The sequence below is a fragment of the Tomitella biformata AHU 1821 genome, from assembly GCF_000524475.1.
GTDB classification, from domain to species: Bacteria; Actinomycetota; Actinomycetes; order Mycobacteriales; family Mycobacteriaceae; genus Tomitella; species Tomitella biformata.
This window is the reverse complement of record NZ_BAVQ01000043.1, coordinates 175,174-200,112: the sequence shown is the minus strand read 5'-3', so window position 1 is coordinate 200,112 and position 24,939 is coordinate 175,174. Positions and strand designations below refer to the sequence as shown.

Genomic DNA, 24,939 nt, shown 5'->3' with positions numbered 1-24,939 from the left:
CGACCGGTGAGACAGCGGGCCTGCGGATTCGGACTCTGCGGTCTAATCGATTTCATGACAGACATCGAAGCCCGATTTTCCGCGCTTGAGACCCGGTTGCGCCTGCTCGAGGACCACAACGAGATCCAGGCCCTCATGTACAGCTACGGACCCGCCGTCGATAGCGGCTCCGCGCCCGAGGTCGCTGCCCGCTGGACCGAGGATGGCGTCTACGACGTGGACACCGGGGCGATGAACAGCCGTGCCGAGATCCACGCGATGGTGTTGTCCGACGCGCATCAGGGGTATATCCACAATGGCTGTGGGCATGTGATGAGCCCCGCCTACATCGTCGTGGACGGCGACACCGCCGTCGGCACCACCCACACCCAGCTGATCTTCCAGCGCAAGGACGGCAAGGGCTACAACATCAGCCGCGTCACTGCGAACCGGTGGGAGTTCGTGCGCACCGCGGAGGGCTGGCGCGTGCAGGTGCGCAAGAGCCGGGTGCTCGACGGCGGCGAGGAGGGCCGCGGAGTGTTCGCCGCGGGCGTCCGGACCTAGGCCCGGTCGCGTAACTCCGTGAGCATCCGCTGCAGCTCCACCACATCGTGCTGGAGCTTGGCCAGCGGATCCTCGGGGTCCGGGGCGTCGGCTCGCGCCGTGAACCCGTCGAGGAAGACCGCGATGGTGTCACGGCGCAGCTGGTCCGCGAGCTCGGGGAGCGACACGCGATTGAATCGCACCGTCGTCCACACTGACTCGCGCAGCATGCGGTGGAACTGCGCGGCGTCCACGTCTGCCCGTAGCTCCCCACCGGAGACGCCCTGGGCCACGGCGCCCGCCCAGTGTCGGTTCGACACCTCGACCGCCGTCCGCATGCGCTCGACGTCCCCGCCCAACGCGGCCAGCCCCTCGTTCTGGTAGATCTCCGTCGCGTAGGGGTGGGCGATGGCGGCCTCGAACGACGCGGCGACCATCCGGTCCAGTCGCTCCCGCGCGGACTCGCCCGCGACCTTGGCGCGCTCGTACTTCGCGTTGAGGTCGTCGATGAACGCGATCACGATGGCATAGGCGATCGAGTCTTTGGCGGCGAAGTAGTGGTACAGGCTGCCGGAGAGTATGCCGACCTCCTCCGCGATGTCGCGGACCGTCGTCGCCGCGACCCCCTTCTCGCTGAATAGCCTCGCGGCGTGCAGCAGGATCTCGTCGCGCCGGGACAGTCCCACGGTGTGCCTCTCTGTTCCAGAGATCTAGCAAGCGCTAGATTCCTGCTGACTCTAGCGCAGCCAGGGGTAATCCTACTGGCCTGCGGACAATGGACCTACTGATTGACAAGACCGCACAGGCTTGTGACACTTGCCACGTCACAATCAAGCAAATGCTTGATTGCCCAGGCCAGTCACCATGGCCAAGCTGAGGAGAGATATGAAGACACTGATCATCGGTGGCACGGGCATGATCGGCACGGAGATCGCGGCCGTACTGCGCGAGCGGGGGGACGACGTGACGGTGGCCGCGCGCACCGCGCCGGCGAGCGGCACGGTCGCCAGCGAGTTCCCCGTCCTGCTGGGCGACTACAGCGAGGGCGGCTTCACCGCCGCGGACCTCGCCCCGTTCGAGGGCATCGTCTTCGCGGCCGGCAACGACATCCGCCACATCCCCGCAGACGCCGACAGGGCCGAGTTCTGGGAGAAGATGCAGATCGGCGGCGTGCCCCGCTTCGCCGCACTGGCCAAGGAGGCCGGCGTCCCGAACTTCGTCCAGATCGGCAGCTACTACCACCAGATCCTGCCCGGGCTGGTCGAGACCAACGACTACGTCCGCGCCCGCGCGCTGGCCGACGAGCGGGCCCGCGATCTGGGCGATCACCAGTTCACGGTCTCCACACTCAACGCGCCGAATATCCTGGGCGTCACCCCCGGCCCCTCCATGGCCCGCATCGGGCGATTCCTCGCGTGGGCCGACGGCACGATGCCTGAGATCCCGAACTTCACCCCCGCGGGTGGCACCAACTACATGTCGGTACGCTCGCTCGCCGAGTCCGTCCGGGGCGCGCTGGACAACGCCGAGACCGGCACGGCATACCTGCTGGGCGACGCGAACCTCGCGTTCCGCGAGTACTTCCAGATGATCTTCGACGCCGCGGGCAGCTCCATCACGCTCGTCGAGCGCGACGAGGCGCATCCGATGCTCCCGGACCCCTTCATCGTGCAGGGCCGCGGCAACACCATCTCCTATGAGACGGACCCGGCCGAGACAGCGGCGCTCGGCTACACGCAGGGCGACGCGCCCCGGGCGATCACCGAGATGGTGGCGCTGACCAGGGCCGGAGCCTGATGACCACCGAGATGTCCGGGCCGCTTCTCGCGGGCCGGACGGCGATCGTCACCGGCGGCGCCAACGGGATCGGGGCGGCAATCACCAGGCTGTTCGCCGCGCACGAGGCGAAGGTGGTGCTGGTCGACGTGGACGCGGCCGCCGCGGCGGCCCTGGCGCGCGAGGTCCCGGGCGTGACGGCAGTCGTCGCCGACGTCACCGACCGTGACGTGGCGCTGCGCCTCGCGGAGCACCAGGCGGACATCCTGGTGAACAACGTCGGCGACTTCGTCAGGCCGCCACTCAATTTCGCCGACGCGGACGCCGGCGAATGGCAGGGCATCGGGGAGGTCAACCTCGGCCACGTCCTGCGCGTGACCCACGCGGTGCTGCCCGGGATGATCGAGCGCGGGCGGGGCGGGTCCATCATCAACCTGACCACCGTCGAGGCGCACCGCGGCATCCCCGGCCACGTGGTGTACTCCACCTATAAGGCGGCGGTGCGGCACTTCACCCGCAGCCTGGGGCTCGAGGTGGGGCGCCACGGTATCCGGGTCAACGCCATCGCCCCCGACCTCGTCGAGACCCCGCAGGTCCCGTACGAGCGGCTCGTCGCGGAAGAGGATCGGCACCGCTGGCCCCAGTGGGCGCCGCTTGGCGGCCCCGGGCAGCCGGCGGACGTGGCGGGCCCCGCACTGTTCCTCGCGTCGGAGTTGTCCCGTTTCGTCACCGGCACGACGGTGCACGTGGACGGCGGCAGCCACGCCGCGGGCGGCTGGTTCGCGCGCCCGGACGGGAGCTGGACCAACCGCCCGCTCAACCCCTAGTGCGAATCACCTGAGAAGGCGCTCCGATCTGCAGAAACTCCACTCGCGAGAGTGCGAGTTGAGGCGAGATTCGGGGTGCCTTCTTGTGCCTTTACCACCTCTCGCATGACCCATTCGCCAAGCGCTCGCTTGGGTTTGACCGAGCGCTTGCTTCGGGTATAGCTTTGCTCTCGGCCATTGCCGGTGGGTGACGACTGTCACCGTCCTTGGCCGTACCTGGGCCAGTGCGGCCCGCCGGACGGAATGAATGGAGTCACGGTGAAGAAGTGGAAGTTGCCTGCGGTCGCCCTCGTGGGCGTCGCGAGCTTGACCCTCGGGGGTTGCGCCGGTGGGTCCGACGGCGTCTCGGATGACACGTTCAACGTCTATGTCGCGGCGGCGGTCAGCGGGCCGGACCAGTTGGCGAAGAACGCGAAGACCTCCGTCCTGGCGGTGCAGGCCAGCGCGCAGATCGTCAACGAGAAGGACGGCGGCATCGATGGCCGCCAGGTGAGGGTGACCGTGCTCGACGACGGCGGCGACCCCACCATCGCGGTCTCGAAGCTGTGGGAGATTGCGGCCGGTAAGAGCCATCCGGACCTCTACATCAACACCGGCGCGTCGACGATCGCGGCGGCGACAGTGCCGATCTTGACGCGGAACAAGATCCTCTCGTTCTCGATGAGCCCCACCGATAACGGCTCGAATCCTGAGTCTGCGCCCTACAACTTCGATATCTCGCCGAGTGCGGCGACCTACGCCGCAGGCATCGCGGAGTATGTCGCCGGCGAGGGCCTGCAGGACGTCGGCGTTATCCACGGAAGCAGTTCCTATGGCGAGCTGTTCGGTGCGGAGATGGTATCCGCGCTGGAAGCCGTCAAGGTCAAGGTTGCCCAGAGCCAGGAGTACGACACGGCGGCGCTGGACATGACCGCGCAGCTGCAGTCGCTGAAGAACTCCGGCGCGAAGGCGCTCATTGTCGACGCCTACGGCGCGCCCTTGGGCTACCTGCTCAAGAGTCTTGAGCGCCTCGGCTGGGAGGTGCCGCTGATCGGCAACAACTCCATCGCCGGCACGTCCTCGATCGCCACGCCCGCCCCCGCCGGCTTCCTTGGCGTGAAGGAGGCGGAGAACGTGATCATGCAGGTCTTCCAGTCCACCTCGTTCGACGCGGACAACGTCCTGGTCAACAACGCGGTCGCGACAATGGCCGACCTCGGCAAGATCGAGTCCACGCTGATCGTCGCCCAGTCCTTCGATGCCATCCCGATGGTTGCGGCAGCCGCGGCGAAGGCTGGCAATACCAACCTCGAGGAGCTCGTCGAGGCCATCGAGGACCCGCAGGTGCAGGAGAGCGCCGAGACGGCGATGGTCCCCGTGCCGAACTACAGCGCCACCGACCACAGTTCCAGCCCGGACTCGGCGACGTTCACGTACATCTCGCCGTCGCTATTGCTCAACGGCCAATTCGGCAATCCTGCGGCCGGGGGAGCGTAACTATGACTCTAGTGTGGTCAGGTCTCGCGCTCGGCGCGGTTTACGCACTGGTGGCGATCGGGTACAACATCGTCTACATCTCCTCGAAGTCCTTCAACTTCGCGCACGCGCAGTTGATGATGATGGGCACGTTCGTCGCGTACACGGGGCTGGTGACGCTCGAGCTCCCGGTGCTCGTCGTCGCGGTGCTCGCCGCCTTGGTGGTGATGATCATCGCGGGCCTCGAGGAGGTCCTCGCGGTCCGCCCGGTCAAGGACCACCGGTCGCTGCTGGTCACCACCCTCGGCGTCTCGGTCCTGCTCGACGGCGTCACCCAGCTGCTCTGGGGCCGCGATCCCCTCGACGTGCCCTTCTTCGCCTCCAATAACGTCGTCGAGATCCTCGGCGGCCGCACCTACCCGGCGGAGATCGTGCTGTTGCTCAGCGCAGTCGTGCTGGTGGTGGTGCTGTCCCGGTTCACGAAGATGAGCCGCTACGGCCTGGCGCTGATCGGGCTCTCGCAGGACGAGGAGGCGGCGAAGCTCAAGGGCATCAACGTCCGCAAGTTCATGTTCATGGCGTTCGTCGCCTCGGGCGCGATCGCGGGCCTGCTCGGCCTGCTGGTGGGCCCGAAAACGTTCGCCGTTGCCACCCTCGGCACGTCATTGGCGCTGAAAGGCTTTGTGGCGCTAGCCATCGGCGGATTCGGCTCGCTCTATGGCGCGTTGATCGGGGGACTCTCGGTCGGATTGATCGAGGCGTTCGCGACCTATCAGCTCGGTTCGCAGTACAGCAACATCTCGGTGTTCGTGGTGTTGATCGGCATCCTCATGCTCCGCCCCGCGGGCCTATTCGGCAAAGTCACAGAAAGGGTGGTCTGACCATGGGTATGTGGTTGGTAATCCGCCGGATCCCCAGCTGGGTGTTCCCACTGGCGCTCGGTGTTCTCCTGATCTTCCTGCCCATGCTCGGGCTGGACTACGGCACGACGCGAAACTTGCAGCTCGCCTGCATCCTGGCGCTGGTGGTCAGCGGTTTGAACCTCAGCCTCGGCTACGCCGGTGAGCTGGCGATGGGCCAAGCCGCGATGTACGCGGCCGGCGCCTACGTCGCGGGGCTGATGTCCGTGCACGGGCACACCGACCTGTTCCTGCAGATCATCGTGGCCTCCGCCGTCGCGCTCGTCGTCGGCGTGGTCACCGGCATCCCCGCACTTAGGCTGGGCAGCTGGTCGCTCGCGATGACCTCGTTCTTCCTAGTGCTCCTGATCCCGGACGTGCTCTCGATCTTCAGCGTGCAGACCGGCGGGCAGAACGGCCTCACGGGCATGGTCCCGGCCACCCTGTTCGGCGGCACCATCAGCACCGAGGCGTTCTACATCGTCGTCGTCGTGGTCATGATCGCGTGGTTCGCGGTGTTCCGGAACCTCGTGGTCTCCCGGCACGGCGTCGCGTTCCGCACACTCAAGCAGAGCCCCATCCTCGCGTCGGCGCAGGGCATCTCCGTGTACCGAATGAAGCTGACCGCCTTCGCGATTGGCGCGATCCCGGCCGGGCTGGCGGGCGCGCTGTTCGCGAACCTCGACCTGTATATCTCGCCGCTGTCCTTCAGCTTCACCATTGCGATGACGGTCCTCGCAGCGAGCATCCTCGGCGGCTCCGCCAGCGTGTACGGCGCGTTCGCCGGTGCGCTGATCATGCAGTTCGGGCCCAACCAGTCCACCGAGTTTCAGGACTACGCCCTGATCTTCTACGGCATCTTCCTGATCGTCGGCGGCGTGCTGCTCAGCGGCGGCCTCGCGAAGTACGCGAAGCTCGGCATCGCGAAGCTCGACCGCATGGCGGGCTGGGCGCCGCCGACGCCCACGGCGCGGCCGGGAGATGCGTTGCCGGAGCAGGCGATTGCCGGCGAGAAGCTTGTGGTCAGCGGACTGGAGAAGTCGTTCGGCGGCAACAAGGCGCTCAACGGGGTCGAGCTGACGGCGCTGCCGGGGCAGATCACCGCGCTGATCGGGCCCAACGGCTCCGGCAAGACGACGCTGATGAACATGATCGGCGGGTTCTACCGCTCCGACGCCGGCGTGATCCGCCTCGGCGACGGAGAGCTGCAGACGCTCACCTCGGACGCCGTGGCGCGGCGCGGGGTGGCCCGCACGTTCCAGACCCCGAACATCCCGGAGGAGATCACGGTCCTCGAGGCTGTGCAGACCGGCCGCTACACCACGGACCGGGTCTCGATGCTGGCGTCGATCCTGCGGCTGCCGAAGTACTGGAAGGTCAAGCACGAGGACCACTTCGAGGCGATGCGCGTGCTCGAGCTGGTGGGCCTCGCGGAGCAGGCCCACGAGAAGGCATCGGACCTGCCGCTCGGCAACCGCCGACTCCTCGAGCTGGCGCGCGCCGTGGTGGCCCGGCCCGGGCTGCTGCTGCTCGACGAGATCGCCTCGGGGCTCGACGAGCACGAGATCGTGCGGCTGGCGGAGCTGGTGCGCCAGATCCGCGCGGCCGGCTCCACCGTGGTGCTGGTCGAGCACAACTTCGACCTGGTGCTCAAGCTCTCGGACGTGATCTACGTGCTGGCGCAGGGCCAGGTCATCGCCGAAGGTACCCCGGACGAGATCGAGACGAACCCGCGGGTACTCACCGAGTACCTGGGGATCAGTGTGGAAGAGGTGAGCTCCTAATGGGCGCAACAGGATTGACGGTTGAGCACGTGGCTGCAGGCTACGGCGACATCCGCGTCGTCACGGACGTGAGCGTGCAGGTGTGGCCGGGCAAGATCACCGCGCTGCTGGGCCGCAACGGTGCAGGCAAGTCCACGACCCTGCGCGCGATCTCGGGGCTGAACAAGGCCACGGCTGGGAAGATCATCCTCGAGGGCAGCGACATCACGTCGATGCCCGCGCACAAGCGCGTCGGCGCGGGCCTGGCGTATGTCCAGGAGGGCAAGAAGGTCTTCCGGGAGCAGACGGTGGACCAGAATCTGATCCTCGGCGGCTTCTCGCAGCGGTTCTCCAAGAAGAGGCAGGCCGCCGCGCTCCACGAGGTCTACGACATGTTCCCGATGCTGGCGGAGCGCAAGACCCTGCTCGCGGGGGCGATGTCGGGTGGCCAGCAACAGATGCTGGCGATCGGGCAGGCGCTGATGTCGAAGCCGCGGGTGCTGCTCCTCGACGAGCCGTCCGGCGGACTCGCCCCGGTGATCGTCAAGGACGTGATGCGGCAGGTGGAGCTGCTCAAGCAGAGCGGCCTCGCGGTGCTGTTGGTGGAGCAGGAGGTCGACACGGCGTTGTCGGTGGCCGATCACATGACGGTGATCGACATGGGCAGGGTTGTGATGGATAAGCCGGTCGCGGAGATTACGGATCGGGTGGGTCTGCGTGAGGCCTACCTGGGCCGCGCCGACATGGCCACAGTCAAATGAATCGGGAATAGTCGACACTGGTCGAGTTGGAAGTATCAGTGGCGGAGCAGTGCCTCGACATCGAGGACATCAAGCGGCTGTTCGTGGAGTGACTGCGCGAGTCCTTGGACGGCGGGCTGCCCCAGGACAAGCCGCCGCGCTCCGGGGACGGAGAGCCCCTGCCGTAGTTCGACCGCGACTTACACGAGGGGTAGTACCACTAGCCCAGAGGCAACAGGAATTGGCCAGGTCTCCGCGCACACGGGGGCCTGGCCAATTCGCTGTCAGTTGGCAGAGGCTATTTCGCCGCTGCGAGCTGCGGCACCAGCTGGTCGAGCGCGAAGGGGATGCTTAGCGCGTTCGGCATCGACATCGCGCTGCCCAGGGGCTGGTCCACGTAGACGACGCGGCCGTCGCGGACCACGTCGAGGGCCTGGAACAGTGGGTCCGCGGCGAGCTTGGCCTGGGCGTCGTCGTAGTCGAGGACCACCAGCGTGTCGACGTTGAGCAGCTCCGCGTTCTCGGCGGAGATGTCGGCGTAGAACTTGCCATCGGCGATGAGGGACTCGACGTCCACGGGCAGGGTGAAGCCGAGCGAGGCGAGGGTCTGGCCGCGGCCATCGCCCGGGCCGTAGACGTAGTAGCCGCCGGTGGCGTTCATCAGCATTACGGCGCCGGTGCGCGTGGAGAATTCCGGGTTCTGGGCGCGGGCCTGCGTGAACAGATCCGTCGTCTGCGCGATCAGTTTCGTGGCCTGCTCACCCTTGCCGATCGCGTCGCCGATCATCTGGGTGCTGACCTCCCACGGCACGGACCAGTCTGCATAGTCGGCGGGCCGCACCACGGTGGGCGCGATCTGCGAGAGCTGCTCGTAGGCGTTGCGGTCCACGACGTTGTTGACTGCGATGATCAGGTCCGGCTGGGCTGCGGCGACCTGCTCGACGATTGCGGAGCCGACCCCGTCGCTCCCCGTGTCGATGACCGTCGGCCGGGCGTCGCCGAGCGCGTCCTCGGCCCACGGGCCGACGCCGGCCTCGTTGACGATTGAGCCCGAGCCCCAGGGGGAGACAGTGATGGGCGTGACGCCGAGCGCCAGGATCGTGTCGATGTCGCCGAGGCCCAGCGCGACGACGCGCTGCGGGTTCGGGGGGACCTCGGTGGAGCCGTACTGGTGCTCAATGACGGAATCGCCGCCGACCGCCGCAGCGGTGTCGTCGCCCGTGGCCGACGAGCAGCCCGCCGCCAACATAGATAGGGTTGCGACGGCCGCGACCAGGGCCTTGGTGGATTTCCGCACGATATCTCCGCTCATTCGAGAATTAGGCCAGGCTAGCCTAACTGAATGGTTTCCGGGCTTCGCAGCCAGACCGGGACTAGGGTCGAGTCATGTGCCGAAACATCACCGAGCTCCGCGGGCTCGAGCCGGCCGCCACCGCGGAGGAGATCGAGGCCGCGTCAAGGCAATACGTCCGCAAGGTCAGCGGGATCGCGAAGCTCTCCGACGCCAACCGTGAGGCCTTCGAGACCGCGGTCGCCGAGGTCACCGCGACGACCACGCGCTTGCTCGCCGTGCTGCCCGCACGGCGGCAGCCGCCGCCGACCGTCCCGCCGCTGCGCCGGCCCGAGGTTCGGGCCCGGATCGCCGCACGCAGTGACTAAGACACGCCCGGCCGCGGGGTGATTTACGGTCCCGCGGGACCGTCGAGATGAGAAAAAGGCCGGCCGGGAATGGATCCCGGCCGGCCTTCTATCTGTGCGGTTCTACTTGCGGAGAGCGGCGAGCGCGTCGATGCGCTCGCAGGCCTCGAGCACGATGCGTTCGATCAGGTCCTGGCAGCTGGGCAGGTCCTCGATCATGCCCACGACCTGGCCCGAGGCCAGGACGCCGGCGTGGGTGTTGCCCTCGACCAGTCCGGCCTTGAGCAGCATCGGCGTGTTCGCGGCCATGATGATCTGCTGCCACGTGCGGTCGCCGGCCTTCTTCATGGCCAGGCCGTCGCGCGCGATGGTGGACCACTTCATGCCGGTCATCGCCTTGAACTTCACGGCGTTGGAGACCGCTGCCGCGAGCCCGCGGGCCCCGTTGGAGCCCTCGAGCGCGTTCACCAGCTCGGTGTTGAGCACGCGGTGCGGCATGCCGTCGACCTTGCGGGAGACCGTCGTGTCCTGCAGGCCCCGGCTGAGGTATTCCTGCTTGACGGAGTCCGGCACGGAGCTGTCGGAGGTCAGGAGGAAGCGGGTGCCCATCGCGACGCCCGCGGCGCCATAGGACAGGGCCGCCGCCAGGCCGCGGCCGTCGAAGAAGCCGCCGGCCGCGACGACGGGGATCCCGTTCGGGCCCAGCGCGTCGAGCACGCTCGGCAGCAGCAGGGTGGTGGCCACCGGTCCGGTGTGCCCGCCGCCCTCGCCGCCCTGCACGATGACGGCATCGGCGCCCCAGGAGGACACCTTCACCGCGTGCTTGGCCGCGCCGATCGATGGGATGACGACGACGCCGTTGTCCTTGAGCTGTGCGATCAGCTCCTTCTTCGGCGCCAGCGCGAACGAGGCGACCTTCACGCCCTCGCGGATCAACAGCTCGGCCCGAGCCTTGGCGTCGGACGCGTCGGCGCGCATGTTGACGCCGAACGGCTTGTCCGTCTGCTGCTTCGTCTTGATGATCGCCTGCTCGAGCTCCTCGTACGTCATCGTGGCCGAGGCCAGGATGCCGAGGCCGCCCGCGTTGGCGGTCGCCGAGGTCAGCGCGGGGCCGGAGACCCAGCCCATGCCGGTTTGGACGATCGGATGCTCGACGCCGACCAGCTCGGTGAACGGGGTGGAGAGCTTCCCGGTCACAGAGAGACCTCGCGGTCACGCGCGTTGCGGGGGTCGATGACGTCGCGGATCAGGCGCAGCTCCTCGGCGGTGGGCTCGCGCGTGACGGCGGCCTCGTCGAGCCCGGCGATCTCGAACGACGTGTTCTCGCGGACCTGCTCGGCGGTCACGCCTGGGTGCAGGGACACGGCGCGCATCGTCTGGCCGGGGCCCTCGTAGTCGAACACGCCCAGGTTGGAGATCACCTGGTAGTTCTTGAGGAAGCGGAACGCCGGGTTCTCCGGGTCCACCTTGTCATAGCCAACGCCGCACACGACGTCGACCTTCTCGGTGAACACGCGGGTGGAGTGCTTGCCCACGAAGTAGCTGGTGGCGTGGTTGATGGAGTTGCCGGGTGCGCCGCGCAGACCGAACATCTGGCGCGTGGGCTTGTCCAGGGGGCCGAACGCGGCGAGGTTCTGGTTGCCGCGGCTGTCCAGCTGGTTGGCACCCATCACCACGTGGCGACGGCCCTGTGCGACGACGTCGAAGACCTTCGAGAACGGGATGTAGCCCTCGATGGCGGCGGTGGCGCCGAGTGCGGGGGCATCGGCCAGGATCAGGGCCTCGCCGTCGGTGATGATCAGGTCCGGGACCGTGGTGAGCTTGGCCAGGCGGGCGCCGATCAGCGGCAGCGTCGCCATGGGGGACGCGAACTTGTCGGCGTCGTCGGCGAACATGTCGGCGCACGCGATGGCGCAGTACTCCGCGCGGGTAATCTCACTCATGACTGGTTCTCCTCTGCGAACTTCTGCACTGCGGCCTGGTAGCCGGCCTCGCCGCCGGACAGGTACGTGTCGGTGAATGCCTGCCAGCCCTCGTCGGTCTTGGCGGACTCGGCGTAGTGGCGCTGAAACTTCTCGTCGCGCTTGTAGCCGCCGGCGAACGTGAAGTGCGCGCCGTTGGGGGCCGCCGAGACGGAGTCGACCATCGAGCGGTTGAGGATCAGCGCCTGGCGCGGCACGGCCGCGACGAGCTCCTCGGTGCTCACGATCTTCTCCGCGCTGACGATGCGCTGCTGCGCCGCGAGGCAGAACAGGTCGTCGAAGTACGGGTCGATGCCGGTGTAGGCGGCGTTGCCGTGGGCGTCGGCCAGGTCCAGGTGGACCAGGGCGGCGTCGAGGTTCAGCGCGGGCATCGCGATGACGGACTCGATGCGGCCGTCGGCGTCCGGGTACGGAGATGCGACGGTCTTGAGCTCGTCGCCCCAGACGGTCTGCGCGTCGGAGCCGAGGCCGCCGCGGATGGGCTGGAACGGGAGGCGTGCGGCGGCGGCCTGCAGGCCGGCCTTGACCATGCCCTCGTCCATCTCGCGGGACTCGAGGGTCCCGGCGAGGCGGGCCTTGGCGAACCAGGGATCGTAGAACGGCGCCGAGTCCAGGGACACGAAGCCGTAGTAGGCGCGCTTGACCTTGCCCGCGGAGATCAGCAGGCCCAGGTCGGCGCCGAGGTAGCCGACGACGGTCAGGTCGGTCACGTCGGTGCGCATGAGTGCGCGGACGAGGGCGAGGGGCTTGCGTCGTCCGCCCCAGCCGCCGATACCGATGGTCATCCCGCTCTCGATGCCGGCGACTGCCTCATCGAGTGAACGGCGCTTATCGCGCATTTCGGCCATTACTTGCTCTCTCCCTTGATGGTGTTGGACTTCGGCTTGCCGGAGGCCACGAACTCGTCGCGGTGCTCGTCGGCAACGCCAGCCAGGTTCAGCTCGAACGTGAAGCCCTGCTCCAGGCGGTAGCTGGTCTTGACGTCGATCGGATCGATGCCGTTGATGGCCTCTTTGGCCGCGCGGATGACCCGCGTGTCCTTGGCGGCGATCTTCTCGGCGATGTCGATGGCGGCCTGGTCCAGCTGCTCGCGCGGGACGACGTCCCACACGGAGCCGAACTGCTGCAGCTTCTGTGCGCTGATGTTCTGGGCGCTGAAGTACAGGGTGCGCATCATGTGCTGGGGGACCAGGCGGGCGAGGTGCGTGGCTGCGCCGAGCGCGCCGCGGTCCACCTCGGGCAGGCCGAAGATCGCGTCGTCGGAGGCGACAATGACGTCCGCGTTGCCGACGAGGCCAATCCCGCCGCCGACGCAGAACCCGTTGACAGCCGCGACGACGGGCACGGGGCAGTCGTAGACCGCGGCGAACGCGGCGGCGCAGCCGCGGTTGGCGGCGATCAGCGCGTCATAGCCCTCGGTGGCCTGCATCTCCTTGATGTCGACGCCCGCGTTGAAGCCGCGGCCCTCGGCCCGCAGGATCACGACGTGCGTGTCCAGGTCCGCGCCCGCGGCCAGGATGACGTCGGCCAGCTCGAACCAGGCGGCCGAAGGCAGCGCGTTGACTGGCGGGTAGTCGACGGTCACGGTCGTGATGCCGCTCCCGTTCGAAGAGGTGGTGATGCCCATGGGGGATCTTCCTAACGTTGTTTACCAAACCAAGCAATTGCTTGGTAAGTTATCACATTAGGAGCCGGTATGGCTGTGATCATTTCTACGACAGGAGCAGTGCAGTGAGCGGATTGGTCGAGGGACGCGTCGTCATCATCACGGGTGCGGGACGTGGCATCGGGCGCGAGCACGCGCTGGCCTACGCGGCCGAGGGCGCGAAGGTCGTCGTGAACGACCTCGGCGCCGGCGCCGACGGCTCGGACGTGGGCGAGCACCCCGCGGAGCAGGTCGTGGCCGAGATCAAGGCCGCCGGCGGCGAGGCCGTCGTCAACGGCGACGACGTCGCGGACTGGGCTGGCGCGGAGAACCTGGTCAAGCAGGCCGTCGAGACTTTCGGCGGCCTCGACGTGCTGGTCAACAACGCGGGCTTCCTGCGTGACCGCATGCTCGTGGGCATGAGCGAGCAGGAGTGGGACGCGGTCACCCGCGTGCACCTCAAGGGCCACTTCGCCCCGCTGCGCCACGCCGCCGCCTACTGGCGCGCGGAGTCCAAGGCCGGCCGCGCCCGCGAGGCCCGCATCATCAACACCACCTCCGGTGCGGGTCTGCAGGGCAGCATCGGCCAGGGCAACTACGCCGCCGCCAAGGCCGGTATCGCCGAGCTGACCATCCAGGCCGCGGCCGAGATGGCGAGTTACGGGGTCACTGCCAACGCGATCGCCCCCTCGGCCCGCACTCGGATGACCATGGGCGCCGGTGGCGAGATGGCGGAGGCCATGACGGCCAAGGAGGGTGAGTTCGACGCGATGGCGCCGGAGAACATCTCCCCGCTGGTCGTCTGGCTCGGCAGCGTCGAGGCGGGCTCCGTCACCGGCCGGATCTTCGAGATCGAGGGCGGCAAGATCACCGTCGCGGAGGGCTGGAGCCGCGGCGCCGTGAAGGACAAGGGCGCGCGCTGGGAGCCGGCGGAGCTCGGCGCCGTGGTGCCCGCGCTGCTTGAGGCGTCCAACACGCCGATCCCGGTGTACGGCGCGCGCTAGTCGCATTCCGCGCGAAGGGGAGCTCAGCCGAGCTCCCCTTCGAGGTTCTCGTATACGTTGTTAGGCATGGCTAACACTCTTGACTCGGGCCCCGTCTCGCCCCTCATCGCGGACCTCTATGCGCGTGCCGCGGCGACACCGCGGCCCGCCCAGCGGCCCGGCCCGGACGCGAGCGCCCAGGAGCGCGCCGACGCGATGGCCGAGGTGTATATGCCGATCGACCCCGTGGCCGGTCGGATGCTCTACTCCCTCGTCCGGGCGACGCGCCCCGAGATCGTCGTCGAGTTTGGGATGTCCTTCGGGATCTCCACCCTGCACCTGGCCGCCGCGGTCCGGGACAACGGCGTCGGCCGGGTGGTCACCACCGAGATGAGCGCCGCGAAGATCGCTGCGGCGACGGCGACGTTCGCTGAGGCGGGCCTGGCCGACGTCATCGAGGTCTTGGCGGGCGACGCGCTGGAGACCTTGGCCGCGCTGCCCGGCCCAGTCGGGCTGGTCCTGCTCGACGGCTGGAAGGAGCTCTACCTCCCGGTGCTGGAGATCCTCGAGCCGCGGCTGCCCAGCGGCGCGCTGGTGATCGCCGACAACGCCAGCCATGCCGGTGCGCAGCCCTACCTCGAGCGCGTCCGCGAGCCCGCTAGGGGCTATGTCAGCGTGAACTTCCCGTCCAAGGCGGACGACAGCATGGAGCTGTCCTGCCGGGTCTGAACATAAAAGTAGGGGCAGCCCAGCCGGGCTGCCCCTACTTCTTTCTGTCTAGCCGCGGCCGATCTGGGTGCGGACCACCAGGTTCACACCTGGGAAGTACGCGGCCAGTTCACTGCGCACCTGCTTGAGCGCGGTCGTGCCGAAGCCCTGGGCGCGACAGTCCCGGCAGATCCACAGCCGGACCTCGACCTCGCCGTTCACAAGCTCGCCGATGACCAGGCCCACGGCCTTGCCGTCCTCCTGGGGATCCTCCGCCACGAACCAGGCGGCCGCCTCCTCATCGATGCGGCCCAGGCCGGCTTCGATCTCCGCGTCGACCCGCTCGTCCGCGTACAGCGTAGAGCCGTCCGGGCGGGGCTCGGTGGCACGGTCGCGGAACAAGGTGCGGTCCACGTCGCGGGCCGCGAAGGGGCGCAGGCGCACCTCGCGGTCGCCGGGGCCGATCCACTCGAGGGCGCTGTTCGCGTCCTCAAGCTCCTGCTGCATGCGTCGCAGGTCCTGGCGATTGAGCCGCCAGAGCTGCAGGTTCAGCACGGCCTCGGCGTGGGCCTCAGGGATATCGAGCAACCGCTGGATAGCCGCCGCGGCGTCGCCGCGGTCGGTGCCGCCGGTGATCGCGTCGAGGACCTCGTGGCGACGGCCCAGCGCCTGCACGAGGCTGTCGAGCAGGGCCCGTCGCTCAAGGGTCAATTCCGGTGAAGACATCTGCCGCACACTCCCCGTAGTCGAATTAGATTCTCTCGATGATGGTACCGGTGGCGAGTGCGCCGCCGGCGCACATCGTGATCAGGGCGGTCGAACCGTCGGTGCGCTCGAGCTCGTGCAGCGCGGAGGTGATCAGGCGCGAGCCGGTGGAGCCGACCGGGTGGCCGATAGCGAGCGCGCCGCCGTTGGGGTTGACCTTGTCCATGTCCGGGTTGTGCTGGCTGACCCACGACAGCAGCACGGCGCCGAAGGCCTCGTTGACCTCGAACAGGTCGAAATCGGACATCTTCATGCCGGACAGGTCCAGGAGGCGCTGGGTGGCCTGGACCGGGCCGTCGAGGTGGTACTCGGGCTCGGCGCCCACGAGGCACTGCGAGACGATGCGCGCGCGGGGCTTGAGTCCCAGGGCCTTCGCCTTGTCCTCGTCCATGATCAGCACGGCGGCCGCGCCGTCGGAGATCTGCGAGGCGGTGCCGGCGGTGTGCACGGCGCCCTCGACGACGGGCTTGAGCTTGGCCAGGCCCTCAAGGGTGGTCTCGCGCAGGCCCTGGTCGCGGGTGATCGTCGCGGTCTCGGCGGTGATGTTGCGGTCCGCGTCGAGCACCGGCGCGACGACGGGGATGATCTCGCGGTCGTAGTGGCCCGCGGCCCAGGCGGCCGCGGCGAGGCGCTGGCTGCGCACGCCGAGCTCGTCGAGCTGCTCACGGGTGATGCCGCGGCGCTTCGCGATGCGCTCAACGGAGCCGAACTGGTCCGGCAGATCGACGCTCCAGGAGGCGGGGCGACGGGGGCCGGCGTGCGTGCCGACGTTCGCTCCGAGGGGAACCTGGCTCATCATCTCGATGCCGCAGGCCATGCCCACGTCGATGGCGCCGGCGGTGATCAGGCCCGCGATGAGGTGGTTTGCCTGCTGGCTGGACCCGCACTGGCAGTCGATGGTCTGGGCACCGGTCTGCCACGGCAGGCCCGCGTGCAGCCAGGCGGTGCGGGTGATGTTGTTGCCCTGGGCGCCGACCTGCGTGACACAGCCGCCCGCGACCTGGTTGACCAGCATCGGATCGATGCCGGCGCGCTCGAGGACACCGGTCTGGGCGACGCCGAGAAGCTCAGCGGCGTGCAGCCCCGACAGCCAGCCGCCGCGCTTGCCAATGGGGGTGCGGCCAGCCTCGACGATCACGGGATTTCCCATGGTGGGTCCTTTCAACGATTCGCTTATTGGTAATCCCTGCAAGTTAGAACAGGTTCGAGATGTGGGCAAGCGGGGGTCTCGGTGGGTCTTCCGTGGTGGGGGGTGTTGTGATTCAATGAACCTAGAACGTGTTCCAATATGGACGGGCAACCTGAAGGCTACGCCGTCCGGACGCGCCATAAACGACAGTCAGCCGAGGCAGGAGAAGAGACGTGTCACAACCCAATCTTCCTAAGGGTTTCGACCCCACCGATCCGGATATCGCGCTCAGTGGCGCGCCGCATGCTGAGTTCGCCGAGCTCCGCCGCACCGAACCCGTGTGGTGGTGCGAGCAGCCCCCGACCGTGGGTGGTTTCGCCGACGAGGGCTACTGGGTGGTCTCCAGCCACGAGCTCATCAAGGAGGTCTCCCGCGACTCCGAGCTGTACTCGTCCTGGGAGAACACCGCGATCATCCGCTTCGCCAACGACATCCCGCGGGAGAACGTCGAGCTGCAGCGCTTCATCTTGCTGAATAAGGACGCCCCCGAGCACACCAAGCTGCGCGGCATCATCGCCCGCGGCTTCACCCCCCGCGTGATCGCCGGCCTGCGCAGTGCGCTGGCCGAGCGCGCGCAGAAGATCGTCGAAGAGGCCTACGCCGGCGAGACGGGCGACTTCGTCACCCAGGTCGCCTCGGAGCTGCCCCTGCAGGCGATCGCCGAGCTGATCGGCGTGCCGCAGGAGGACCGCGGCAAGCTCTTCGACTGGTCCAACGACATGATGGGCTACGACGACCCGGACACCGACCAGGACGCGCTCGTCGCCTCCACCGAGATCCTCGGCTACGCGTACGCGCTGGCCGAGGAGCGCAAGGCGTGCCCGGCCAACGACATCGTCACCAAGCTGCTCGAGGCGGACATCGACGGCGAGGGCCTGAGCTCCGAGGAGTTCGGGTTCTTCGTGATCCTGCTCGCCGTCGCAGGCAACGAGACCACGCGCAACGCGATCAGCCACGGCATCCTCGCGTTCATGGAGAACCCGGACCAGTGGGAGCTCTACCGCAAGGAGCGCCCCGACACGACGGCCGACGAGATCGTCCGCTGGGCCACCCCCGTCGCCGCGTTCCAGCGCACCGCCACCCGGGATACCGTCCTCGGCGGCAAAGAGATCAAGAAGGGCGACCGGGTGGGCATGTTCTACACCTCCGGCAACTTCGACGAGGCCGTCTTTGACGAGCCCCACAAGTTCGACATCACCCGCGACCCGAGCCTGCACCTGGGCTTCGGCGGCACCGGCGCGCACTTCTGCATCGGCACGCACCTCGCCCGCCTGGAGATCAACCTGATCTTCAACGCGATCGCCGACGTGATGCCGGACATCAAGCGCCTCGGCGACCCGGATCGTCTGCGCTCCGGCTGGCTCAACGGCATCAAGGAGCTGCAGGTCGACTACACGGGCAAGTGCCCGGTGGCGCACTAGCGGCTAAGAACCTGGGGAGGGACCGCATTCGCGGGCGAGACTTCGGTCTCGCCCGCGAATGGCGTTTTTAGGCCCAGTGGTCGTTCGTCGTGAGCGCGGCGAGCAGGTGCCGCACGGCCATCGCCCGGCGATACGGGTGGCCCTCGAGCTGGTCCAGCGCGCACTCGGGGTCGGCTGGCGGGCCGAGGTGGGTGCAGCCGCGCGGGCAGTTCTTCGCCGCCTCGTCGAGGTCCGAGAACGCGCCGAGCACATCGCCGGGGGAGATGTGCGCCAGCCCGAACGAGCGCACGCCCGGGGTGTCGACGACCCAGCCGCCGCCGGGCAGGGGCAGCGCGACCGACTGGGTGGACGTGTGCCGGCCCTTGCCCACGCCCGAGACGACGCCGATAGCGCGGAACGCGTCGGGCACCAGGCGGTTGACCATGGTGGACTTGCCGACGCCGGAGTGCCCGAGCATCGCCGTGACCTTGCCGTTGAGCAGCTCGGTGACGGGGCCGACGTCGTCCGCCTGGCCGCCGAGGACCACATCGATATCGAGGTCCGCGAAGGCGCTGGCGAACTCCTCCGGGTCGGCGAGGTCGCTCTTGGTCAGACAGAGCACGGGCGTCACGCCGCCCACATACGCCGCGACGAGCGCGCGCTCGACGAAGCCGGTGCGCGGCGGCGGATCGGCCAGCGCCACGACAATCAGCAGCTGCGCGGCGTTCGCGACGACGATCCGCTCGAACGGGTCGGTGTCGTCGGCGGTGCGTCGCAGGACGGTGCTCCGCTCATGGACGCGGACGATGCGGGCGAGTGTGTCGGGCTTGCCGGACAGGTCTCCCACGACGTCCACATAATCGCCGACCACCACCGGGGTGCGGCCGAGCTCGCGGGCGCGCATCGCGACGACGCGGCGGTTCGGGTCGCCGTCGATGGCGCAGCCCCAGCGGCCGCGGTCCTTGGAGATCACCATGGCGCGTTGCGCGTCGAGGTGGTCGGGCCGGGTCTTGGTCCGGGGTCGCGTGCTTTTGCCGGGCCGGACGCGGACATCGGACTCGTCCCAGTCCCGTCGGAGGCTGGACCGTCGCGGAGTGCTCAGGAGCTCGCCTCCAGCATCGTCGTCCACATGGCGGGGAAGTCCGGCATGGTCTTGCCGGTGGTCTCGATGTCCTCGACGACGACGTCGCGCACCTGCAGCCCGATGATCGCGCCGGCGGTCGCCATGCGGTGGTCGGCATAGGAATGCCAGGTGCCGCCGTGCAGGGGGGCCGGGGTGATCTCGATGCCGTCCGGGGTCTCGACGGCGTTCCCGCCCAGGTTGTTGATCTCGGCGGTCAACGCGGCCAGCCGGTCCGTCTCATGCCCGCGCAGGTGCTCGACCCCGCGCAGGCGGGAGGGCTCGGAGGCCAGCACGGCCATCGCCGCGACGGTGGGGGCCAGCTCGCCGGTGGCGCGTAGGTCGATATCGATGCCCCTGAGCTGCTGTGGTCCATGCACGGTGAGCAGGTTGTCCGCCCAGTCGACCCCGCAGCCCATCTGCTCGAGGATCTGGCGGATGGCGTCGCCGCCCTGTGTGGTGCTGGCCGGCCAGTTCGGGACGCTGACCCGACCGCCGGTGACCGCGGCCGCGGCGAGGAACGGGGTGGCGTTGGACAGGTCCGGCTCGATAACCCAGTCCACCGCGCGGATGGGCCCGGGCGTGACGATCCACGTGTCGGTGCCGGCCCCGTCGTGCTCGGTGGTCACGGTGACGCCGGCCTCGGTGAGCATCTGGATGGTCATGTCGATGTGCGGCATCGAGGGGACGGGCTTGCCGCGGTGCCGGACGGTGAGGCCGTGGCGGTAGCGCGCGCCGGAGAGCAGCAGGCCGGAGACGAACTGCGAGGAGCCGGACGCGTCGATGTCGACGATGCCGCCCTCGAGGGAGCCGGTGCCGAAGACGGTGAAGGGCAGCGCGTTGCCGGCGACCTGTGCGCCGAGCAGGCGCATCGCGTCGAGGATCACGCCGAGCGGGCGCACCCGGGCCTGGGCGTCGCCGTCGAAGAAGACGTTGCCCTCCGCGAGCACGCTCAGCGGCGGGAGGAAACGCATCACGGTGCCGGCGAGCCCGCAATCGACAGTCGCGCCCTGGATGGCGCCGGGCCGGACGGTGAGCTCGTCGCCGTCGCCCTCGATGTTGATGCCGAGCTGGCGCAGCGCGTCGATCATCAGGTCGGTGTCGCGGCTGCGCAGCGTGCCAGTGATGGTGGAGTCGCCGTCGGCGAGAGCCGCCAGGATCAGGGCTCGGTTAGTGATGGACTTCGATCCGGGCAGGGCCACAAGGGCGTTGACAGGACCATCGACGGCAGGCGCATTCCACAGGCTCACCCCTCCATCTTGGACTATGGGGGTCCGCAGGCGGCGCGCAGACACGGGGATCGTGCCAGCATTGAGACATGTGCGGCAGGTATGCGACGACGGTGGACCCGGCTTTGCTGGCGGTGGAACTCGACGCGATCGACGAGAGCGGGCCGGGGCAACCCGACTACAACGTGGCCCCGACGACCCCGGTTCTGACTGTGGTGCGCGTGCCGGCGGTCGCCGAACGGACCCTGATCAGGCGGATGCGCTGGGGGTTCGTGGCGCCGTGGGCCGAGGAGTTCGCGGCGGGCCCGCCGCTGTTCAACGCCCGCGCGGAGTCAGTGGCGACCAAGCCGACCTTCCGCGACTCCATCCAGTCCCGCCGCTGCCTGGTACCGATGGACGGCTGGTACGAGTGGCAGGACAAGGTCCCGCTGTATATGGCGCCGCGGGATGGCTCCACCCTGTTCATGGCGGGTGTGTGGTCGTTATGGGGCGGGCAGCGGCCGTCGGTCGCGATGCTGACCACCGACTCTGTCGGGCCCCTGCGCCAGGTCCACGACCGGATGCCGCTGATCCTGGCGCGCGCGGACTGGGCGCGCTGGCTTGATCCCGCAGCCGGGCTGGAGCCGGCGCTGCTGGCGCAGCCGTCCGCGGAGATCGCCGAGTCGGTCGGCATCCGGCGCGTGTCCCGGCAGGTCAACAGCGTTCGCAACAATGGGCCGCACCTGCTGGACCCGGATCAAGACGAGCCGGAGCAGCTCACATTGCTGTGATGGCCGCCGTCGTCGCCCCGCACAGCGCGATCAGGTCCGCCGGCGCCAGCTCGAGGTCCAGGCCCCGCCGCCCGCCGCTGCACAGCACCCGATCCCAGCCCAGCGCGCTGGCGTCGACCACGGTCGGGAGCCTCTTGCGCTGGCCGAGCGGGGAAATGCCGCCGACGACGTAGCCGGTGGAACGCTCCGCGTCGGCCGGCTCCGCCATCACAGCTTTACGCGCGCCGAGCGCCTTTGCGGCGGCCTTCAGCGAGAGCGAGCTCGGGACTGGCAACACCGCCACCGCCAGGCCGTTCTCGGTCTTGACCAGCAGGGTTTTGAAGATCTGCGCGGGTGCCACGCCCAACTCGTCGGCGAGCTGGGCGACGGCCTCCGCGCCGAAGGACCGTACCCGCGGATCGTGCGCATAGGTGTGCACGGTGTGTGCCACGCCGGCCTTCACGCAGGCGGCGGTGGCGGGGGTGGTGGGGGCTTTCGACATGGCACTGAGGATAGGTCGGGAACATCGGACGGCGCGCGGCTGTTGCACCAATGGCCCCAGCGAAAGGAAGATTGTGGTGTCACAGTTATGCGCGGACAGGCCTCTGACCCTGGTCGAGGTCGTCGGAGCGGCGTCGACGGTACCCTTCACAGGTGGGGCAACGGAAGGAATAAACTTGCCGATCACCGAAGGGTCTAAGTCACAGCCCGAGGTAGTTGAGTCAGATGCAGTTGTAGAGACCGACGCAGAGCTCAGTGAGCGCTTCGAGCGCGACGCGATGCCGCTGCTCGACCAGCTCTACGGCGCGGCGCTGCGCATGACGCGTAAGCCTGCGGACGCCGAGGACCTGGTGCAGGAGACGTACTTGAAGGCGTTCTCCGCCTTCCGCTCGTTCCGTGCCGGCACCAACCTCAAGGCGTGGATGTACCGCATCCTGACCAACACGTACATCAACGGCTACCGCAAGAAGCAGCGCCAACCCGCGCAGTATCCGACGGAGGAGATCACCGACTGGCAGCTCGCGGCCTCGGCGGAGCACACCGCGGTGGGCCTCAAGTCGGCGGAGATCCAGGCGTTGGAGCAGATGCCCGACTCGAAGATCAAGGACGCCCTGGCTCAGTTGCCGGAGGACTTCCGGATGGCTGTCTACTACGCGGATGTCGAGGGCTTTCCCTATAAGGAGATCGCCGAGATCATGGACACCCCGATCGGCACGGTCATGTCGCGGCTGCATCGAGGCCGCAAGCAGTTGCGGGGCTTGCTCGCAGATGTTGCCCGCGAGCACGGAATCGATGTGGACAAGGTTGGCGCGAAGTCGGCCGCCACGGCTCAGGGGAGCGTCAAATGAGCGAGAGCCTGCCAGAGAACCTCGATTGTTCGGCGGTCATCGCCGACGTCTGGCTGTTCCTCGACAACGAGTGCGACGAGGCGACGCGGGAGCGGCTCAATCGGCACATGGCCGGTTGCCGCGCCTGCCTATCCACCTACGGCATCGAGGAGCAGCTCAAGGTGTTGCTGGGCCGCAAGTGCGGCGGCGAGCATGCGCCGGAGGGGCTGCGTCAGCGCCTGAGCATCGAAATTCGCAGATCGGTCACCATCACGCGGATCGAGACTGGGGATTAGCTGAAACTAGAAAAACGGGCCGGGAGTCGAATCGACTCCCGGCCCGTTTGCTCGTCTTAGTTCGCGTTCGGACGCTTGCCATGGTTGGCCTTCGACTTCTTGCGGTCACGACGCTTACGGCCTCGCTTGCTCATGCGATTCCCTTTCGACTGGTGGACCCACACTGGAGCGGGTTCACATCGGGGTCCTAATTATCGCACGGGGCCGCCCTTGTGGTTCGATTGGTCCAGGAGTAGCGGCCAGCGAGGAGCATTGATGACCGAGGAGATCCGGGCCGAGATGGTGGCCAGCGTGTTCCAGGTGGTGGCCGCGGAGGGTGATTCCGTGGTGGAGGGCGACACTCTGGTGGTGCTCGAGTCCATGAAGATGGAGATCCCGGTACTCGCCGAGACGGCTGGGACCGTGACCTCTGTGGACGTCGCCGTAGGCGATGTCATCCAGGCTGGCGACCTGATCGCGACCATCTCCTAGCCTCGTGTCGACACTCAGCGAGCTGCTTGCCGAGCACACCGACCTGTACGGCGAGGCCGTCGACCACCTGCAGCAGCTCGTCGGGGAGTGGCAGCTGCTCGCGGACCTTTCCTTCGCGGACCTGATGCTGTGGGCTCCCCGGCGCGGCACGGCGGACGAGACGGTGTGCGTGTCCCAGTGCCGCCCGACCACGGCCGCGACCGTGCGCCCGCGTGACGAGGTCGGCTCCATTGCGACGCCCGACGAGGTGCGCCGGGCCGCCGATGGCGTGGTGTCGGTGCGCTGGCGCGGCGAGGTGATCGCGGCGCTCAGTAGCGCGTCGGGCACCGTTCGTCCCCGGGTGCCCAGCCCGCTGGAGGCCGTCTACCTCGACTGCTCGCAGCTGCTGAGCCAGATGATCAGCGAGGGCACTTATCCGATGCCCGAGCAGGCGGAGGTCATCCACTCCAGTCCGCGGGCCGGCGACGGCCTGGTCCGGCTCTCCCGTGCGGGCATGGTGACCTTTGCCAGCCCCAATGCGCAGTCTGCCTTCCACCGCATGGGCCTGGCGGTGGATCTCGCCGGCCAGAACCTGGGCGATCTGACGCAGACACTGATGACCGATTCGCTCGACGGCCAGGAATTGCAGGAGCGGCTGCGGACGTCGCTGGTCGACGGGGACCCGCTGCGGATCGAGATCGATGCGAGCGGGGCCACGATCATGCTGCGCGCGCTGCCGCTGCGGACGGCCGGTATCGCCCGGGGAGCGGTGGTGCTGGTCCGGGACGTGACCGAGGTTAAGCGGCGGGATCGGGCGCTGCTCAGCAAGGATGCGACGATCCGCGAGATCCACCATCGGGTGAAGAACAACCTGCAGACGGTGGCGGCGCTGCTGCGACTGCAGGGCCGGCGCAGCGGCAACGACGAGGTGCGCGATGCCCTGACGGAGGCGGTGCGGCGGGTGTCCTCGATCGCGCTGGTGCACGAGATGCTGTCGATGACCGTCGGCGAGGATGTCGACCTGGACGAGGTGGTGAGCCGCCTGGTGCCGATCATGGCCGAGGTCGCTGGCGGCAACCGAGTGGAGATCCGGCGGACGGGCTCGCTCGGCGTGCTCGAGGCGGACCGCGCGACGCCACTGGTGATGGTGCTGGCGGAGCTGGTGCAGAATGCTGTCGAGCACGGCTATACCGATGATGAGCAGGCCGGGACGGTGACTATCGCGGCGAATCGGTCGGCGCGGTGGCTGGATATCGTGGTCCACGACGACGGTGCCGGCCTGCCAGCGGACTTCGACCTCGACCAGTCGAAACAGCTCGGCCTGCACATCGCCCGCACGCTGGTGGCCTCCGACCTCGGCGGCACCCTCACGCTGACGCGGGCGGAGGCCGGCGGCACAGATGCACGGGTGCGGGTGGACACCGTTCGGCGCAGAGCTTGAGCTGGAGACGACGATGGGACCGAGCCACAAGGCC

General features: G+C 68.3%; 28 protein-coding genes. 16 read left to right on the top strand and 12 right to left on the bottom strand.

Annotated features, from left to right (window positions below):
- The first annotated feature begins 54 nt into the window (after window positions 1–54).
- Window positions 55–543, top strand: a complete 489-nt coding sequence (locus tag TBIF_RS14710; RefSeq protein WP_024795541.1) for a nuclear transport factor 2 family protein — start codon at window positions 55–57, stop codon at window positions 541–543.
- Here the strand turns inward: TBIF_RS14710 and TBIF_RS14705 are convergent.
- Entirely contained in the window at window positions 540–1,208 is a 669-nt protein-coding gene (locus tag TBIF_RS14705; RefSeq protein WP_024795540.1) for a TetR/AcrR family transcriptional regulator, read from the bottom strand. The two genes, TBIF_RS14710 and TBIF_RS14705, sit on opposite strands and share 4 nt — an antisense overlap.
- 199 nt (window positions 1,209–1,407) lie before the next feature.
- Between TBIF_RS14705 and TBIF_RS14700 the strand changes: the two genes are divergently transcribed.
- The 6 genes from TBIF_RS14700 (at window position 1,408) to TBIF_RS14675 (ending at window position 8,003) form a co-directional block, all read left to right on the top strand.
- On the top strand, window positions 1,408–2,319 hold the full coding sequence (locus tag TBIF_RS14700) for an NAD-dependent epimerase/dehydratase family protein (protein WP_024795539.1): 912 nt from the start codon (window positions 1,408–1,410) through the stop codon (window positions 2,317–2,319).
- Window positions 2,319–3,125, top strand: coding sequence for an SDR family NAD(P)-dependent oxidoreductase (locus TBIF_RS14695; RefSeq protein ID WP_024795538.1), 807 nt, complete (start codon window positions 2,319–2,321; stop codon window positions 3,123–3,125). Before TBIF_RS14700 ends, TBIF_RS14695 begins: the two co-directional genes overlap by 1 nt.
- A gap of 258 nt (window positions 3,126–3,383) precedes the next feature.
- Window positions 3,384–4,601, top strand: a complete 1,218-nt coding sequence (locus TBIF_RS14690; RefSeq protein WP_024795537.1) for an ABC transporter substrate-binding protein — start codon at window positions 3,384–3,386, stop codon at window positions 4,599–4,601.
- A 2-nt stretch (window positions 4,602–4,603) separates the two neighbouring features.
- Window positions 4,604–5,461 (top strand): branched-chain amino acid ABC transporter permease, encoded by an 858-nt coding sequence (locus TBIF_RS14685; RefSeq protein ID WP_024795536.1) that lies wholly within the window; start codon window positions 4,604–4,606, stop codon window positions 5,459–5,461.
- A gap of 2 nt (window positions 5,462–5,463) precedes the next feature.
- Complete coding sequence (locus TBIF_RS14680) at window positions 5,464–7,263, top strand: branched-chain amino acid ABC transporter ATP-binding protein/permease (RefSeq protein ID WP_024795535.1); 1,800 nt, start codon at window positions 5,464–5,466, stop codon at window positions 7,261–7,263.
- Complete coding sequence (locus tag TBIF_RS14675; protein WP_038171253.1) at window positions 7,263–8,003, top strand: ABC transporter ATP-binding protein; 741 nt, start codon at window positions 7,263–7,265, stop codon at window positions 8,001–8,003. Before TBIF_RS14680 ends, TBIF_RS14675 begins: the two co-directional genes overlap by 1 nt.
- Before the next feature lie 277 nt (window positions 8,004–8,280).
- Here the strand turns inward: TBIF_RS14675 and TBIF_RS14670 are convergent, their stop codons facing one another.
- Window positions 8,281–9,294, bottom strand: a complete 1,014-nt coding sequence (locus tag TBIF_RS14670; protein WP_038171251.1) for an iron-siderophore ABC transporter substrate-binding protein — start codon at window positions 9,292–9,294, stop codon at window positions 8,281–8,283.
- Window positions 9,295–9,368: 74 nt separating this feature from the next.
- Here TBIF_RS14670 and TBIF_RS14665 point away from each other — a divergent pair, with 74 nt between their 5' ends.
- Window positions 9,369–9,641 carry a DUF2277 domain-containing protein gene (locus TBIF_RS14665; protein ID WP_024795532.1) on the top strand — a complete coding sequence of 91 codons (273 nt, stop codon included), beginning with the start codon at window positions 9,369–9,371 and terminating at the stop codon, window positions 9,639–9,641.
- A 102-nt stretch (window positions 9,642–9,743) separates the two neighbouring features.
- Here TBIF_RS14665 and TBIF_RS14660 read toward each other — a convergent pair whose 3' ends face one another.
- The 4 genes from TBIF_RS14660 to echA20 are packed head-to-tail and all read right to left on the bottom strand — an operon-like array spanning window position 9,744 to window position 13,229.
- Window positions 9,744–10,817 carry an NAD(P)H-dependent flavin oxidoreductase gene (locus TBIF_RS14660; RefSeq protein ID WP_024795531.1) on the bottom strand — a complete coding sequence of 358 codons (1,074 nt, stop codon included), beginning with the start codon at window positions 10,815–10,817 and terminating at the stop codon, window positions 9,744–9,746.
- Window positions 10,814–11,563, bottom strand: coding sequence for a CoA-transferase subunit beta (locus tag TBIF_RS14655; RefSeq protein WP_024795530.1), 750 nt, complete (start codon window positions 11,561–11,563; stop codon window positions 10,814–10,816). The genes TBIF_RS14660 and TBIF_RS14655 overlap by 4 nt, the downstream gene beginning before the upstream one ends.
- Window positions 11,560–12,450 (bottom strand): CoA transferase subunit A, encoded by an 891-nt coding sequence (locus TBIF_RS14650; protein WP_024795529.1) that lies wholly within the window; start codon window positions 12,448–12,450, stop codon window positions 11,560–11,562. Before TBIF_RS14650 ends, TBIF_RS14655 begins: the two co-directional genes overlap by 4 nt.
- Window positions 12,450–13,229, bottom strand: a complete 780-nt coding sequence (gene echA20 / locus TBIF_RS14645) for a (7aS)-7a-methyl-1,5-dioxo-2,3,5,6,7,7a-hexahydro-1H-indene-carboxyl-CoA hydrolase (protein WP_024795528.1) — start codon at window positions 13,227–13,229, stop codon at window positions 12,450–12,452. The genes TBIF_RS14650 and echA20 overlap by 1 nt, the downstream gene beginning before the upstream one ends.
- 104 nt (window positions 13,230–13,333) lie before the next feature.
- On the opposite strand from echA20, the gene TBIF_RS14640 reads away from it, so the two are divergent.
- Both TBIF_RS14640 and TBIF_RS14635 read left to right on the top strand, forming a co-directional pair.
- Window positions 13,334–14,251, top strand: coding sequence for an SDR family oxidoreductase (locus TBIF_RS14640; RefSeq protein WP_024795527.1), 918 nt, complete (start codon window positions 13,334–13,336; stop codon window positions 14,249–14,251).
- 66 nt (window positions 14,252–14,317) lie between these two features.
- Window positions 14,318–14,959, top strand: a complete 642-nt coding sequence (locus tag TBIF_RS14635) for an O-methyltransferase (protein WP_024795526.1) — start codon at window positions 14,318–14,320, stop codon at window positions 14,957–14,959.
- A 48-nt stretch (window positions 14,960–15,007) separates the two neighbouring features.
- Here TBIF_RS14635 and TBIF_RS14630 read toward each other — a convergent pair whose 3' ends face one another.
- Window positions 15,008–15,664, bottom strand: a complete 657-nt coding sequence (locus TBIF_RS14630) for a GNAT family N-acetyltransferase (protein ID WP_024795525.1) — start codon at window positions 15,662–15,664, stop codon at window positions 15,008–15,010.
- Between the two features lie 25 nt (window positions 15,665–15,689).
- The gene (locus TBIF_RS14625; RefSeq protein WP_024795524.1) at window positions 15,690–16,853 is read right to left on the bottom strand and encodes a steroid 3-ketoacyl-CoA thiolase; all 1,164 of its coding nucleotides are present in this window, start codon (window positions 16,851–16,853) and stop codon (window positions 15,690–15,692) included.
- Between the two features lie 212 nt (window positions 16,854–17,065).
- Between TBIF_RS14625 and TBIF_RS14620 the strand changes: the two genes are divergently transcribed.
- Complete coding sequence (locus tag TBIF_RS14620; RefSeq protein ID WP_024795523.1) at window positions 17,066–18,313, top strand: cytochrome P450; 1,248 nt, start codon at window positions 17,066–17,068, stop codon at window positions 18,311–18,313.
- Window positions 18,314–18,380: 67 nt separating this feature from the next.
- Here the strand turns inward: TBIF_RS14620 and rsgA are convergent, their stop codons facing one another.
- Window positions 18,381–19,394: a ribosome small subunit-dependent GTPase A gene (gene rsgA / locus TBIF_RS14615; RefSeq protein ID WP_051461568.1), complete on the bottom strand. Its 1,014-nt coding sequence runs from the start codon at window positions 19,392–19,394 to the stop codon at window positions 18,381–18,383.
- Entirely contained in the window at window positions 19,391–20,662 is a 1,272-nt protein-coding gene (aroA, locus tag TBIF_RS14610) for a 3-phosphoshikimate 1-carboxyvinyltransferase (RefSeq protein ID WP_024795521.1), read from the bottom strand. Before aroA ends, rsgA begins: the two co-directional genes overlap by 4 nt.
- A 68-nt stretch (window positions 20,663–20,730) precedes the next feature.
- On the opposite strand from aroA, the gene TBIF_RS14605 reads away from it, so the two are divergent.
- Window positions 20,731–21,411 carry an SOS response-associated peptidase gene (locus TBIF_RS14605; RefSeq protein WP_024795520.1) on the top strand — a complete coding sequence of 227 codons (681 nt, stop codon included), beginning with the start codon at window positions 20,731–20,733 and terminating at the stop codon, window positions 21,409–21,411.
- On the opposite strand, the gene ybaK is transcribed toward TBIF_RS14605, so the two are convergent.
- A complete protein-coding gene (gene ybaK, locus TBIF_RS14600; RefSeq protein ID WP_024795519.1) occupies window positions 21,398–21,892 on the bottom strand; it encodes a Cys-tRNA(Pro) deacylase in 495 nt (164 codons plus the stop codon). The two genes, TBIF_RS14605 and ybaK, sit on opposite strands and share 14 nt — an antisense overlap.
- A 175-nt stretch (window positions 21,893–22,067) precedes the next feature.
- Between ybaK and TBIF_RS14595 the strand changes: the two genes are divergently transcribed.
- The gene (locus TBIF_RS14595; RefSeq protein ID WP_024795518.1) at window positions 22,068–22,739 is read left to right on the top strand and encodes a sigma-70 family RNA polymerase sigma factor; all 672 of its coding nucleotides are present in this window, start codon (window positions 22,068–22,070) and stop codon (window positions 22,737–22,739) included.
- Window positions 22,736–23,014 carry a mycothiol system anti-sigma-R factor gene (rsrA, locus tag TBIF_RS14590; protein ID WP_024795517.1) on the top strand — a complete coding sequence of 93 codons (279 nt, stop codon included), beginning with the start codon at window positions 22,736–22,738 and terminating at the stop codon, window positions 23,012–23,014. Before TBIF_RS14595 ends, rsrA begins: the two co-directional genes overlap by 4 nt.
- 56 nt (window positions 23,015–23,070) lie before the next feature.
- On the opposite strand, the gene TBIF_RS26725 is transcribed toward rsrA, so the two are convergent.
- Window positions 23,071–23,148 carry a 50S ribosomal protein bL37 gene (locus TBIF_RS26725; RefSeq protein ID WP_148302281.1) on the bottom strand — a complete coding sequence of 26 codons (78 nt, stop codon included), beginning with the start codon at window positions 23,146–23,148 and terminating at the stop codon, window positions 23,071–23,073.
- 121 nt (window positions 23,149–23,269) lie between these two features.
- On the opposite strand from TBIF_RS26725, the gene TBIF_RS14585 reads away from it, so the two are divergent.
- Window positions 23,270–23,485, top strand: coding sequence for a biotin/lipoyl-binding carrier protein (locus tag TBIF_RS14585; protein WP_024795516.1), 216 nt, complete (start codon window positions 23,270–23,272; stop codon window positions 23,483–23,485).
- A gap of 4 nt (window positions 23,486–23,489) precedes the next feature.
- Window positions 23,490–24,905: a sensor histidine kinase gene (locus tag TBIF_RS14580; protein ID WP_024795515.1), complete on the top strand. Its 1,416-nt coding sequence runs from the start codon at window positions 23,490–23,492 to the stop codon at window positions 24,903–24,905.
- Window positions 24,906–24,939: the final 34 nt, after the last annotated feature.

Bases quoted from the DNA above. Each gene is read 5' to 3' on its own strand.
- TBIF_RS14710 (WP_024795541.1), top strand. From the start codon at position 55: ATGACAGACATCGAAGCCCGATTTTCCGCGCTTGAGACCCGGTTGCGC.
- TBIF_RS14700 (WP_024795539.1), top strand. From the start codon at position 1,408: ATGAAGACACTGATCATCGGTGGCACGGGCATGATCGGCACGGAGATC.
- TBIF_RS14695 (WP_024795538.1), top strand. From the start codon at position 2,319: ATGACCACCGAGATGTCCGGGCCGCTTCTCGCGGGCCGGACGGCGATC.
- TBIF_RS14685 (WP_024795536.1), top strand. From the start codon at position 4,604: ATGACTCTAGTGTGGTCAGGTCTCGCGCTCGGCGCGGTTTACGCACTG.
- TBIF_RS14680 (WP_024795535.1), top strand. From the start codon at position 5,464: ATGGGTATGTGGTTGGTAATCCGCCGGATCCCCAGCTGGGTGTTCCCA.
- TBIF_RS14675 (WP_038171253.1), top strand. From the start codon at position 7,263: ATGGGCGCAACAGGATTGACGGTTGAGCACGTGGCTGCAGGCTACGGC.
- TBIF_RS14670 (WP_038171251.1), bottom strand. From the start codon at position 9,294: ATGAGCGGAGATATCGTGCGGAAATCCACCAAGGCCCTGGTCGCGGCC.
- TBIF_RS14665 (WP_024795532.1), top strand. From the start codon at position 9,369: ATGTGCCGAAACATCACCGAGCTCCGCGGGCTCGAGCCGGCCGCCACC.
- TBIF_RS14655 (WP_024795530.1), bottom strand. From the start codon at position 11,563: ATGAGTGAGATTACCCGCGCGGAGTACTGCGCCATCGCGTGCGCCGAC.
- TBIF_RS14650 (WP_024795529.1), bottom strand. From the start codon at position 12,450: ATGGCCGAAATGCGCGATAAGCGCCGTTCACTCGATGAGGCAGTCGCC.
- echA20 (WP_024795528.1), bottom strand. From the start codon at position 13,229: ATGGGCATCACCACCTCTTCGAACGGGAGCGGCATCACGACCGTGACC.
- TBIF_RS14635 (WP_024795526.1), top strand. From the start codon at position 14,318: ATGGCTAACACTCTTGACTCGGGCCCCGTCTCGCCCCTCATCGCGGAC.
- TBIF_RS14630 (WP_024795525.1), bottom strand. From the start codon at position 15,664: ATGTCTTCACCGGAATTGACCCTTGAGCGACGGGCCCTGCTCGACAGC.
- TBIF_RS14625 (WP_024795524.1), bottom strand. From the start codon at position 16,853: ATGGGAAATCCCGTGATCGTCGAGGCTGGCCGCACCCCCATTGGCAAG.
- TBIF_RS14605 (WP_024795520.1), top strand. From the start codon at position 20,731: ATGTGCGGCAGGTATGCGACGACGGTGGACCCGGCTTTGCTGGCGGTG.
- ybaK (WP_024795519.1), bottom strand. From the start codon at position 21,892: ATGTCGAAAGCCCCCACCACCCCCGCCACCGCCGCCTGCGTGAAGGCC.
- rsrA (WP_024795517.1), top strand. From the start codon at position 22,736: ATGAGCGAGAGCCTGCCAGAGAACCTCGATTGTTCGGCGGTCATCGCC.
- TBIF_RS26725 (WP_148302281.1), bottom strand. From the start codon at position 23,148: ATGAGCAAGCGAGGCCGTAAGCGTCGTGACCGCAAGAAGTCGAAGGCC.
- TBIF_RS14585 (WP_024795516.1), top strand. From the start codon at position 23,270: ATGACCGAGGAGATCCGGGCCGAGATGGTGGCCAGCGTGTTCCAGGTG.